Below are 12,908 nucleotides of genomic sequence, written 5' to 3'. Positions count from 1 at the left end.
TTATCCTTTTACCTGATGTGAAAATGCAGCCTTGCCGCTGGTCAATAACTCATTATCTGCACATTCAAATTCTGCGAGCGTCGATACCGTGAGCTGGCCTAAAATAAGAGCCAGATTCAGCTTTGAGGTCAGATAGTTATATTTAGCTTCAGAAATATTCTGCTGGGATTGATAAAAGTCCTGCTGTGAATTAAGCACATCGACAATGGTGCGCAGGCCGAGGTCGCGGCCATACTCGGAAGATTTCACCTTACTGGCGGCAGATCGGCTGGCTTTTTTCTGTGCTTCCAGCAGGGCCATGCCGTTTGTCACGCCAAGCCAGGCGGAGCGGGCTTCCTGTGCGGCTTTGCGGCGAGAATCCTCCAGCATATCGCGGGCCTGATCCCGACGACGTAGCGCCTCGCGAGACTGAGAAAGCGCGCCGCCGCCGTTAAAAATAGGGACGGAGACATTGATGCCGACCGAACTGTTGCGGGTTTTCTGTGTGGTGCCGAAGAAAGCATCCATCGGGTCGTTCCCTTCAGCGCGACTCCAGTTTCCGCCATAGCTTGCCTGCAATGACACCACCGGCAGATGACCACTGCTTGTCGCCACCACATCACTTTTTGATTGTGCCAGCTGAAACTCTGCCTTAATCACCTCAAGATTGTATTTCGCGGCCATCGCCATGACATTCTTGATATCGCCCACCGCCGGTGGACGAACGCACTCTGCCCGAATGGGATCTACGCTATCAGCATTCAATCCTGTGATTCGCTGATAGGTTCCATTTGCAACGTCGAGATCGTTACGTGCGGTAATTTCATTAGCCAGGGCGCGATCATAATTAGCCTGGGCCTCATCAAGATCGGTTTTCGTTCCCTCGCCAATGCGTAAAGAGGCGCTGGCCATCGCCAGCTGTTGACGAAACGCCTGTGAAGCTGCGCGCGATGCCTGTAAGACTTCTCGCTGATAGAGCACGGCGAAAAAGGCATCCGACACTTCGCCAATCAGTTTTTGCTGTGCGCTAACAAATTCTACATCAGCCAGATCGGATATCGCCGAGCCGCGCTGAAATGCGGCGACTTTTGCGACATCAAATAAAGGCTGAGTCAGATTAACGCTGTAGTTATGCCTGGTGACGGCCCTGGCATAGGGGGCATGGGGCTGATCCTGAATGCTGTAGCTGGAATCCAGTCCGATAGAGGGCAATAAGCCAGCAATGCCCTGATCGAATGCCTCATTACCGGCCTTTTTGGCATTCAGGGCCGCGGCGATCGCCGAGTCATACTCACTGGCTGCGGCTACGGCCTGCAACAACGTGGTTGCCTGGGCAGGATGAAGAAGGCATGACGAGCCCGTCAGGAGGATCAATCCCGTTAATGCTTGCGTTAAGGTCATTATGTAAAAACTCAGAGTAGTTGTACCGTCTTTAAGCGCCCGGTAAAAACGGAGCCAATCCCTTATTCACCAATGAATCTATTCTTATTAAATAATTCCCAGCGAGTAAGCGTAGCGAATGAGCTCGGTATTTGAGGTGATGCCAAGTCGGCGCATAGCATTATATTTTTGAGTGGAAATCGTGCTGATAGTACGGTTCTGCCGGGCGGCTATCTGTGCAAGCGAACAGCCGGAAGAGAACAGACGCACAACTTCGAACTCTTTGGGCGTCAGAGCGCTGTCTTTGCTGCTTTCACTGTCATATTCATTTTTAAGCAAAGAAATGGTAGGGGAAAGATAGCGGCCACCCTGCTGCATAACGCTCTGACATGCGTGTAAAATTTCTTCGACAGGATCGGACTTGCTCACGATGGCGCGCACGCCATAATCAAAGGCCTTCATCAGAATCGCCGGATGGTTTTGTGAGGTGAGCAATATCAAGCGTACGTTGGGGACTTTCTCTTTTAGCAGGCGTAATTTAGCCACCCCCTCAATCGACGCGTGATGTGTACTCAACGCGAAATCGGTAATAGCCAGATCGGTAGGGTGCTGTAGCAGGCTGGTAAGCAGATCTTTACCATTGGTCGATTCACTTACGATATTGAACTCTTCCACGGAAAAAAAAAGCTGCTTCAATGAGTGCAGGATATGCGGATGATCGTCAGAAATTGAAATAGTCGAGGTTTTAGGCATCATAATTTACTCTCGTATAAAATAGCCGTGGCGTAGTCATTTAACATTACAGAAAAGCCATACCGGATCGGGTGAACTAAAACCCCGGCATTTTTACGCTTGCTGTAACGTGAACAGGTAACACCAGTGTTTCTGATGCGAATAACTTTAACGTATAGCGCTAAGTTTAAAAAAATGAATTTTTGCGCGATAGGCAATTGGACGGAATTCTTAAATTTATCATTTTCTTAAATGAGAGGGGGAAATTCCTTTTTTCTTAATCATTGCTGGTGGATTACCAGGAACTTTCCCAGATATTTTACATAATGCCATGATTTTTATAATGTTTTATTTCATTGCGCATTTGGCCTGTCGGTCTTTTTTTGAACATTATTTTAGTGTAAGTTGACCAATACCATCATCATTGCTAAATGAAAAGGAGGGATCCTTGGGCAGGGTATATTTAATTAACAATACTGTTGAATTTCATGTGGATCACCATATCCTGATCTCTCGAAAAAAAATATCAGAATCCGTTATCCTCAACACGCCAGCCAGCAGGTGTTTACTCCTTTTAATCCAGAGACAGTACAGTGTTATCAGCCAGGATATTTTTTTTAATGAGGTCTGGAGTCGATATGGCGCCCATGTATCGGCAAACACTTTTTATCAAAATATCTCACTGCTTCGCAGAGGGTTGGCAAAAGTGGGATTAGGCGATGAGATTGTTAAAACCGTGCCAAGGAAAGGATTGACTTTAACTGACAGCACCCATGTGCTGGTGTTGAGCGACGAAAAATTAGCAACACAAGAGACCGACAGTACTCTTTCTATGGGCCTTGCTCCGCTGGAGAGATTGAGTATGCTTGCCGTTGGTTTTAAAAATAAGCTGCCATCAGGGAGGGGAGCTTGTTATCGCTGGTCATTTAAGAATAAAACACAGCTGTTTTCTTTAAGTGCGGTCATTTTTTTACTGGTTGTGACCTTTTTTCTTTTATTCAGCATTACGTCACAAAAATCCTATTTTTCCCACTATCAGCTGGAGAAAATAGTCGATCGCTGTATTTTTCTTACTGAAAAATCGTTTAGTGAACAGGACCGACTGTTTGATTTTCTTAGCGAAAATAAAATTGATTGTAATGCACCTTACTATAAATATTATTATCTTACTTCTTATCGTTTTACCGATAGAATTTCCCTGGTAAAATGCAGTGATGATCTCAATAAATCAGCATCGGCAAGCTGTGTATCACTCTACTTTTTGAAAAAAAGAGAGTACTAGCACTACTAAGATGTATGGCTTTTTTCACAAAAAAATGAGGGGACTTTACCCGTTGAGAAAACCCAACCGCTGTTGTTTTGAGGCACAATGGTCAGGATAAGATGGGTTGCGTTCTCCAGGTAAAAAGCAGGTAAATACTGACCTAAAGTCGCATTGTCTAACGTATCAAGATTAGATTTTACCGCATTATTTGACTGCAATGAATAAACTTTCCCCTTCTGGACGTAGCTAAAGGTTGTTACCCGGCTAATTCTGCCGGTGATTTTTCCCTCTGTTATCAGCGATCCGCTAACGTTAGCTACTCCTGAGCCTGCCTTGATTGAGTAGCTAAAAAGGACTTTCAGCTCAACGTTATCTTTAAATACTCTGACGTTTGCATGGCATTCAATGCCAGGAACTTCTCTGTACTGGAAGAAGGCCAGGGTGAATAATGCTGTGATCATAATTAAAATTGCCGGAACCATCCATTTTTTATGTCTCAATCAAACCTCCTATGTAATAGTATGACATGCAAGAATAGAATTCTTTATCTTCTTTGTTATTTTTACACGAGAGTAGATGAATTTCTGGCGAAAAATAATAGTAGGAAAGATAAATGACTTTATCTGAGCCGCAATCAACATCGCGTTCTTTCAGCATCAGCACCTCATTACCAGGAAAGGTATGATTAGAATATACCTGGCAGGATTTGATGTTTTTAACGTATTTATAATTTGAGAAAAAATCGGTGTTTTGGGTATTGAAATGCTTTATTAGTCCGGAAGTTATAAAAATAATAACAATAATCGCGGAGAAAATATAATAAAGATGATGTTGTTTTAAAACAGTGGTGCGCTGAGAGGAGAGGGCGGGGGGTCGTGTATCCTCAACAGAAGCATTTTCAACCTCATGCCCGGAGGGGATTGATTCATCCGACTCTGGAACAGGAAGTCGCGCTGGTATTCGTGAGTTTGGTACGCGAACGACCTCGCTCGACTGCGAGAGCATCAGTCCCTTGCGTGATACCGTTTTGATAATCTCGTCCCCCAGTCCCATTTGAGTGAGGGTTCTGCGCAAAATAGAGATATTTTGATAATAGGTGTTGGCGGTGATCTTCGCTCCATGGGAGCGCCATACAAATTCAAAAAAATCTTCCTGACTGATGATCTCGCCTTTACGCTCGATAAGAAGGACCAGGCAACGTGAGATAGGGCGATTCAGCGTGATTTTTAGCGTGGGATTTTCTTTATCAATCAGTATATTTAACTTGGTGTCAAATATAACCTTATCGTTTATGAGGTAAATTTCCGCCATGTCCCATCCTTAGCGTGGACAAAAATATGATTGGTGATCTGAAATGTCCTTGTTCAGCTGAATTTACCTTCGGTAAATGATGCTATAAATTAGCAGATAAATCTATAGTATTATTCTCTCTGAGTATTTAATAAAAAATCCAAATTTCGGGTTGCTTACAACAGTGCCTGCCTGTTACAAAAACATTTTAGTGGAACGCCTGGTTTACAGATTAATGAATGAAATAGATCTTGTCGTATTGGCCGACGATCTCTTTCGGATCTACTGTTACCGTAGACGTTAACGACCCCCAGAGTCTGGTTTCGAATCTGACGCATTTTCAGTATCGACTGCTCAGGCATCGACCTGAAAACACTCTTTCGTCATTCTTCGTTTTTTTGGGCATCATTAAGCTTGTTTTGGAATCGGGGCTTGATCGTGGGCTCTGCTTTTCTCTGGTGTCAGGATATATCTGACTTTACGGGCGCAGCTTGGAAAAATTAATTATTAACATTTTTGGCTTGTGGGCTTTAGTTTTTTTCTCAATAAAAACAGTCTGTTGTTGTCTTTTTTTGGTGGTTAATACAGCGATTCAACATTTCTTAAGTTATATCTCAAGGAAGTGAATAATATTTTTTGGCGATGTTTATCATTTTATTTTTTATCTGCCTTACTGGTTTTTTCTTTGGGTTCGTGTTGTTAAGTTCATCATAAATATAAATTATATAGATTTTAAAGTTTCTTTTTTTATGATTAAGAGTTAATTAAAAAATTAGATCGAAATAAAATTTGAAGGTTTTAGCTTTGTTTCCTAAAATAGGGTGCTATATCAAAAGGCTTTACGGAAATTTGCTGTTTTACTCCCTCGTCGCTTTATGGGGTGTTTTATTTTGGCGACTATGTAAAGGAGCGTTTTTCCAGTGATCTACCGGAGTTTTCAGTTAACTGGTTCAGGATAGTGCCGACGTCATTGATTATTACTCTGTGTCTTTAACAAAGGAATGTACGATGTCTACTTATAAATGTAGCTTTACGCGTAATTTAATTACGCTTGCCCTCTTTCCCTTTTATGCTTCTGCAGCTTCCCCCTGGAACGTCGAGAACGGCGAGTCGTTAACCGTCTCGTCAGATTATTTTTCTGAAGAAAAGAATGACTATCCTCTTCGCGCTAAGGGTGAAAATAGTTCGATGATTGTCCATCCTGGGCTGACATTCATAAGCAAAAACACCCATGTTGCCCATGTGACTGATAAGGCGACTCTTGACCTGCGCCAGGCTTCCCTTGAAGTTCATGGAGACGCAGGGCGTGGGATTCATGCATCGGACAGTAAAGTAACGGTCTCTTCTGGCGTGATAGCAACGGCTGGATCTAACAATTATGGTATTTATGCCGAAAAAGGGGGAGACGTCACTCTTCATGGCACACAGTTAAATATCAACGGTGACCTGGGTACGGCACTCTATGCGACAGGCGGGGCAACGCTCAGTGCGGATAGCATTCAGATTAACAACACGGGTAACGTCGGTCGCGGGATTTTTTTGTGGGACGGAGCGAGCGCCCGTTTGAATGATGTCCAGATAGCGCTGGGACATGCGAATGCCAACCATAGCCTGATGTCACGCAACAGCGCTATGGTTGGCAATGACGTTACTATCCGTTCCTCTGCCAAATCATACTCAGCTGTTCTTCTGCATCAGGACGATGGGGCGCAGTCTTCGCTGCGGCTGGAAAATAGCAAGGTAAGCTCCGCCGGCGCCGCTTTTCTGGTCATGGGGGGAGATTTGACGCTGAATAACGTTGCCATTGATACCAAAAATATAGCGGGTTACGGCCTGGATATTAACCACAACTCTGATACTCACATGACGGGGGGCAGTATTTATACGGAGGGTTATTTAGCCGATGCTGTATGGCTGGCGGGAAAGGACACCAACCTGAGAGCTGACGGTGTGGTGATGAATACCAAAGGGGAACAGGCAAAAGCGCTCAATGCCCAGTACGGTTCTGCGTTTATCAGTAATAGCTCTTTGCAAACGTCCGGTACCAGGGGCCACGGAATTTATACCGAAAATAGCGTTGAAGGGGAAAACCTGAGCATCACTACGACGGGTGTAAATGCGAATGGCATATCGGTGGCGCACCAGGAGGGGCGCACAGGAAAAGTGAATCTCAGGAACGCCACGATTTCCACCCTGGGTGACGGGAGTATTGGCATCTTTACTATGCCTTTTACGACAGCTTATGGAGAGGGGCTGGAGATTCAGACTCAAGGCATCAGAGCCCATGCCCTTGCTCTCTACCACGGCAAGCTGGAACTTCGTAACAGCGAGATCGCCACCTACGGCCAGGCTGCTGCGGCCCTCTATGCGTTTAGCAGCGACCCGGTAGTGCCGCATAGCGCTCTGTTGGATAACGTTATTCTGAGCAGTGAGAAGGATGCCGGGATCCGGGCGTTTGGCGCCTCGCAGCTGAATCTCGCTCTACAGAATGGCACCGTTGTGAAAGGGGGAAACGGGCAGGCGCTTGTTGCGCAGGCCGAGATCGACAATAGCGGTCCAGCCGGTCCAATCCTGGTCCCCTCCTCGGTTGCTCTTTCCGCAACGGATGGCGTCCAGTTGCTGGGGGATATTGTTACGGACAGCGCCATCAACCGTATTGACGTGGCGCTGGCCGGAGCTTCCTTGCTCAGCGGCAGGACGCAAAATGTGAATCAGCTCGCTCTGGATAGCGGCAGCCTTTGGTTGATGAGCGGTGATTCCAGCTTGAAAACCTTGAGGCAGGATGGCCAGGTCGTCTACGGCAGTGAGGGAGAATTTAAGACTCTGGAGATTACCGGAAACTTGTCGGGGCAAGGCCTTTTTGTTCTCAACGCTGAGCTTAATGGCGATAGCTCTCCTACAGATCGTCTGCTGGTCGCAGGGAAAGCAGAGGGTAAGTTTACCGTCGCTATCAATAACAAGGAGGGCGGCGGCGCATTGACGGACAAAGGTATTCCGGTGATCAAGGTTGCCGGGGATGCCCAGTCGGCCTCCTTTACTCAGGCAAACGAAGTGGTGGCCGGGAACTACGAATATTTTCTCAACAACGTTGATGAGGGGGGGTGGTATTTGCAATCGTCATACCGCAGTCATCCTGACGACGATCAAGAAGAGGAGAGGTCTCAACCGGAGCCCAAAACCTACCGACCGGAAACGGCGGGTTATGTCATGGCCTCTTATTTGAACGCGGCCTATGGGTTTAACGCGATCGGCACCTATCACCAGCGCCTGGGAGCATACAGGGGCGATCGGGCCGCCTGGGGAAGAATTTATGCAAGGCACGATCGCTACGGCGCGGGACGTTTTGGCTACAGCACCAACAGCAGCTTTATGCAGTTAGGCGGGGATTTGCTGAATCATCCTCTTGCTAATGGCTGGAACATTAAGGCAGGCCCGCTGCTGACCCTGGGCGAACAAAGCGTTTCAAACCGTGACTATGCCCGCCGTGCGCGACCGGGGCTGTCGGTTAATACCGGGAAGACTCGCATCAAAGCCTATGGCGTCGGCGGCTATTTTACCACCTGGCATGATGACGGTAGCTATCTCGATATTGTTGGTCAACTTACCCGCTACAGCAACCACTTCAGCAGCCTGACGGCGACGAAACAGGATAGCTACGGAGTGGTTTTATCCGCAGAGGTCGGCAAGCCGCTGGCGCTGGGATACGGGCTGAAGCTGGAGCCTCAGGCTCAGCTGATGACTCAGTTACTGAACGTCAGCCAGACCGAAGCGGGCGGCGTCAAGCTTAAAGACCAGAATATTCGGGTTGGTCAGGCGCGCGGCGGGCTGCGTTTGTTCTATGAGGGTGACTCTGTGCAGCCTTACCTGACTCTGGACATCGTTCATCAGTTGGGGGGGACTCCCGGTGTCAAAATGAACAGGGAGGCGCTGACGCCGGACGTGGAGAAAACGACCGGGCAGGCGGGGATTGGTATCAGCGGCAAGCTGAATCACACTCTTAATCTGTATGCTGAAGTGCAATATGCGCACAGCTTTGGCCAGGTAATAGAGGGGTACAGTGGGCATTTGGGCCTGGAGTACCATTTCTGATTATCCGACTGTAGGCACTCTGGAGGCATGACGATCCATCCTTTGAATCATGGCGTTCAGACAGGTACGGAAAATTCGAAGCAGGCTCCGCGCTGGGGCCTGTCTACCAGCTGAATGTCGCTGTCATGCAGTTGAAGAATGCGACGTACTATTATCAGACCCAGCCCCCCGACACGATGCTTACGCATGTTGAGCAGCGTTGGGCGAAAAAACAAGTCGTTCTTCTGCTCTTCGGCAATGCCAGGCCCACTGTCATTCACCTGCACCATCACTTTTCCTGTCTGTTGGTAAAGGCGAATTTCAATCAACCCTTCTTCTGGTGTATGGCGGAAGGCATTGTCTATCAGGTTTGTCAGTACGCGCTCAATCATTCCGGGGTCGGCGTTAACCTGCGGTATTCCCGGCTGAATGTCCATCCGTAGTTGCTGCTGGCGTGATTCGGCAGTCAGTTCAAATTTTTGCAGTACATCCTGCACCAATTCGCTGAGGCTGAAACTTTCTTTTTGCGGTTTGACCACGCCGTACTCAAGTCTTGCAAGCTCAAACAGTTCTTGCGCCAGCTTGCCAACTTTCTGGCTCTGGGACAGGGCAATACTCAGATAACGCTGGCGTTCGTCGGAACTTAACGTATCTGACTTGATCGACAGTGTTTCCAGATAACCATGAAGCGAGGTCAGCGGCGTGCGCAAATCATGCGAAATATTGGCGACAAACTCCCGCCGCATCTGATCCTGCATGGTCAGGCTTTGCCATTGCTGGTCAATCATCTTCGCCAGATGAACAAAGCCCTGCTGTAGTTGCGCAACCTCATCGCGCGATGGCGCAGACGGCATTTTACGATGGGCAAGCGCCTGAATGGCCTGCATTCCGCCGCTTTCAAGCGTGGCCACCTGGGCGATTAACTTGCGAACCGGGCGCGTCACCCAGCGGAAAGCGACAATTCCGATCAGGCCACCAAACAGGATGACCTGGCCCATAGTACGTAGCGCCATCATGATAACGGAACGGTGCTGCGCCTCGCTTGCCAGCGCGGTATACTCCTCACCCTGCAGAATGATATAAACGTACCCCTTCAGTTCGCCTGCCATTTTTAGCGGTGCAACGCTGAAGACTTCCTGTCGTGCCGGATCTCGGGGGTTATCGCCATAAACTGGCATAGCTGCACCAGAAAGAAGCGCGTTAATCGGACCGAGGCCCACTGTATGGCGCAGCAATTTTCCTGCGGGTGCAGCATTGCCAATAATATTGCCTTTGCTGTCCAGCAGGTAGACTTCAACGCTGGGGTTTACCGCCATCAGCTGGTTAAACAGTTTGTGTACCAGATTGGGATCAAGGCCTTGTTCACTTAGCAGCGGATTGTTGCTGGCTATCTGCGAAGCAAGGTTTACCGACAGGTGTTGCGTCACGGACTGACTGTATTGGCTGGCGGTTCGGACCTGCATATAGCCGGAAATGGCGCAGCAGGCGACCAGAAGCAAAGCAAATACCATCATCAGGCGTTGTGAAAGAGTATACCGTTGCATATTGCTTCCTCAGGCGTCGCGCGCCCCGGTGGAAAATTTATATCCCTTTCCCCACACGGTCAGGATTTTTTCCGGTTCCGCCGCGTTGATTTCAATTTTTATGCGCAGACGGTTGATATGGGTATTGACCGTATGTTCGTATCCTTCATGCTGATAACCCCAAACCTGATTAAGAAGGTTGAGGCGGGAAAAGACTTTGCCTGGGTTTTTCGCAAAGAAATAAAGCAGGTCAAATTCACGCGGCGTTAGCTCAATCAATTGCTGATTAAGAAAAACTTCCCGGGCGATGGGATCGATAGTCAGCCCATTAAAGCTCAGCGTGCCCGCATCTATTTTCAGGTTACGTTCCATTGCTTCCTGTCGACGAAACAGCGCCTTAACTCTTGCGACCAGTTCCAGCATCGAAAAGGGTTTTGCCAGATAGTCATCGGCACCCAGCTCCAGTCCCAGCACGCGATGTACCTCACTGGAACGGGCGCTGATAATTACGATCGGTGTATAGCGTGTCATATTGCGCGCCCTGCGGCAGATTTCCAGCCCGTCAATGCCTGGTAGCATTAAATCCAGAATCAGCGCATCCCAGCCACCTTTTTCCAGCAGTGCCACGCCTTTATCCCCGTCATCGGCATGTGTGATGTTATAGCCCTCATCGCGCAGGTGAAGCGAGAGCAGGTCGGCAATATCGCCGTCATCTTCGACGATCAAAATTTTTTTGTTGTCCATAGGCCGGTCCTGGCTGCGGATAATTCGTGCAGTCTACACAATGCGCCATCCTGGAGTTATCACATTTTGTTTAATACTTCGTGAGGCTTTCGGGAAGATGCGGGATCAATACTGTTCCTATCGAAATATATCGTCTCAGGCCAATTATGATGAACCTGTCCCATAATGCAGACGCAAAATCGGCAGTTATCCATCCGTTGTGGTTAAGACTACTGCACTGGATTAACGCCTTAGCCGTGCTGATGATGGTGACCAGCGGGTGGCGCATCTATAACGCCTCGCCCCTGTTTGATTTCGACTTTCCCGATAAATTAACCCTGGGAGGATGGTTGGGAGGGGCATTGCAGTGGCATTTTGCTGCGATGTGGGTATTTGGAGGGAACGGGCTACTTTACCTGATTATGAATCTGGTCACCGGCAGGTTTCAGCAAAAATACTGGCCTTTGAGCCTGCGGGCGTTAATGAAAGATATGCTCGATGCGCTGCGAGGACGTTTGCTGCATACCGAGCTGAGTCACTACAACATGGTTCAGCGCATGGCTTACCTGTTTGCCATATTTTGCGGCATCGTGCTGGTACTTTCCGGTCTGGTGCTCTGGAAGTCCGTACAGTTTCCGCTGTTAAGAGACCTGCTGGGTGGCTATGAAACGGCTCGCTGGGTGCATTTCCTGGCGATGTCATCTCTGATGGGATTTCTGATCCTGCATATTGTCATGGTGGGATTGGTGCCAAAAACGCTGATCGCCATGATTCGTGGGCGATAGGGTGGTGAAATGAAAAAGATTATTCAGCAGATTTTCACGCCTTCACAGCAGCAGGATATCGTAGCGGAAGCGCAAAGATTGGTGGCTCGCCAGTTGGACGCTGCCTCGCGCAGGCGATTTCTGCGTCAGGGGATGACGTTAGGAGGACTGGCGATGCTGACCGGCTGCGATATCAGCAATAACGCCAGCGTGGAAAAGGCCCTTAATGCCATCTCAGGTCAGAATGACCGTGTTCAGCTGTGGTTATTTGGTCGCGATCGCCTGGCGCCGGAATATGCAGAATCAATGATAACGCGGCCCTTTCCATTCAATGCTTTCTATGGCGAAGAGGATATTCCACAAGTCGATGGTGAAACTTACCGCCTGAAAATCTCTGGAAAAGCGCTGGATAAACGCAGTTGGTCTCTGACCGAACTCTATCAAATGGCGCAGGTCAGCCAGGTGACGCGGCATATATGCGTGGAAGGTTGGAGTGCAATTGGTCACTGGGGCGGCGTGCGGTTTGCAGACTTTCTCCGGCTGATTGGGGCGGATTTACAGGCGGAATACGTCAGCTTTAAATGTGCTGACGACTATTATACCAGCATTGATATGAAGACCGCGCTCCACCCCCAAACGCTGCTGGCGCTGACTTATGACGGGCAAGTTTTACCACCGAAGTATGGTTATCCAATGAGGCTGAGAATGCCTACCAAATTGGGCTATAAAAACCCCAAGCATATTCAGGTTATTGAGATTACTAACATCTTCCCCGGCGGTTATTGGGAAGATCAAGGTTACAACTGGTTTGGCGGTAGCTGAATCACGAAACATCTTCTATCCCTGCACACAGTGTGCTAACCATGACATTAAGGAACGACCATGAAAAAAATGATTGCCGCAGTGCTGATTTCCGGCGCAATGATGATGAGTATGGCGGGTGCCGCACACGCGGATGACAGCATGAAAAAAGAAGAGATGTCTGAGGGCCATATGTCGCATGACGGTATGAAGAAAGAGAGTATGAGCAAAGACTCGATGGCTAAAGCCGGTATGAAGAAGGATTCAATGAGTAAGGATTCTATGTCCAAAGGCGCCATGAAGCATGACTCCATGTCTAAAGACGAAATGAAAAAAAAGGCGATGAGCCAGTAATCCGCTGAACTCGACCCTGTACACGATTCT

At 48.2% G+C, this 12,908-nt stretch carries 11 protein-coding genes; 5 read left to right on the top strand and 6 right to left on the bottom strand.

Annotation, left to right across the window (positions count from 1 at the left end; translation table 11 throughout):
- Together NG99_RS04875 and NG99_RS04870 are read right to left on the bottom strand one after the other, a co-directional pair.
- On the bottom strand, positions 1-1,353 hold the full coding sequence (locus NG99_RS04875) for a TolC family outer membrane protein (RefSeq protein ID WP_232298173.1): 1,353 nt from the start codon (positions 1,351-1,353) through the stop codon (positions 1-3).
- 114 nt (positions 1,354-1,467) lie between these two features.
- Entirely contained in the window at positions 1,468-2,115 is a 648-nt protein-coding gene (locus NG99_RS04870; protein ID WP_232298172.1) for a response regulator transcription factor, read from the bottom strand.
- 424 nt (positions 2,116-2,539) lie between these two features.
- Between NG99_RS04870 and NG99_RS28010 the strand changes: the two genes are divergently transcribed.
- Positions 2,540-3,373: a winged helix-turn-helix domain-containing protein gene (locus NG99_RS28010; RefSeq protein ID WP_072017539.1), complete on the top strand. Its 834-nt coding sequence runs from the start codon at positions 2,540-2,542 to the stop codon at positions 3,371-3,373.
- A gap of 5 nt (positions 3,374-3,378) precedes the next feature.
- Here NG99_RS28010 and NG99_RS04860 read toward each other — a convergent pair whose 3' ends face one another.
- Positions 3,379-3,855 carry a hypothetical protein gene (locus NG99_RS04860; protein WP_157032555.1) on the bottom strand — a complete coding sequence of 159 codons (477 nt, stop codon included), beginning with the start codon at positions 3,853-3,855 and terminating at the stop codon, positions 3,379-3,381.
- Positions 3,845-4,666 carry a winged helix-turn-helix domain-containing protein gene (locus tag NG99_RS27460; protein ID WP_052130559.1) on the bottom strand — a complete coding sequence of 274 codons (822 nt, stop codon included), beginning with the start codon at positions 4,664-4,666 and terminating at the stop codon, positions 3,845-3,847. Before NG99_RS27460 ends, NG99_RS04860 begins: the two co-directional genes overlap by 11 nt.
- Before the next feature lie 987 nt (positions 4,667-5,653).
- On the opposite strand from NG99_RS27460, the gene NG99_RS04850 reads away from it, so the two are divergent.
- Positions 5,654-8,734, top strand: coding sequence for an autotransporter family protein (locus NG99_RS04850; protein ID WP_034888988.1), 3,081 nt, complete (start codon positions 5,654-5,656; stop codon positions 8,732-8,734).
- Between the two features lie 56 nt (positions 8,735-8,790).
- Here the strand turns inward: NG99_RS04850 and NG99_RS04845 are convergent, their stop codons facing one another.
- Both NG99_RS04845 and NG99_RS04840 read right to left on the bottom strand, forming a co-directional pair.
- Positions 8,791-10,257, bottom strand: coding sequence for a sensor histidine kinase (locus tag NG99_RS04845; RefSeq protein WP_034888986.1), 1,467 nt, complete (start codon positions 10,255-10,257; stop codon positions 8,791-8,793).
- A 9-nt stretch (positions 10,258-10,266) separates the two neighbouring features.
- Positions 10,267-10,980: a response regulator transcription factor gene (locus NG99_RS04840; RefSeq protein WP_034888985.1), complete on the bottom strand. Its 714-nt coding sequence runs from the start codon at positions 10,978-10,980 to the stop codon at positions 10,267-10,269.
- 149 nt (positions 10,981-11,129) lie between these two features.
- On the opposite strand from NG99_RS04840, the gene NG99_RS04835 reads away from it, so the two are divergent.
- Genes NG99_RS04835 through NG99_RS04825 form a run of 3 tightly spaced genes read left to right on the top strand, consistent with a single transcriptional unit; the run spans position 11,130 to position 12,878 of the window.
- The gene (locus NG99_RS04835; protein WP_052130558.1) at positions 11,130-11,744 is read left to right on the top strand and encodes a cytochrome b/b6 domain-containing protein; all 615 of its coding nucleotides are present in this window, start codon (positions 11,130-11,132) and stop codon (positions 11,742-11,744) included.
- Positions 11,745-11,753: 9 nt separating this feature from the next.
- Positions 11,754-12,545, top strand: coding sequence for a molybdopterin-dependent oxidoreductase (locus NG99_RS04830; RefSeq protein WP_034888983.1), 792 nt, complete (start codon positions 11,754-11,756; stop codon positions 12,543-12,545).
- Between the two features lie 60 nt (positions 12,546-12,605).
- Positions 12,606-12,878, top strand: coding sequence for a pentapeptide MXKDX repeat protein (locus tag NG99_RS04825; protein ID WP_034888981.1), 273 nt, complete (start codon positions 12,606-12,608; stop codon positions 12,876-12,878).
- Positions 12,879-12,908: the final 30 nt, after the last annotated feature.

The organism is Erwinia typographi (assembly GCF_000773975.1).
GTDB classification, from domain to species: Bacteria; Pseudomonadota; Gammaproteobacteria; order Enterobacterales; family Enterobacteriaceae; genus Erwinia; species Erwinia typographi.
The sequence above is the reverse complement of the archived record's forward strand: the minus strand, read 5'-3'. Positions and strand labels throughout refer to the sequence as shown.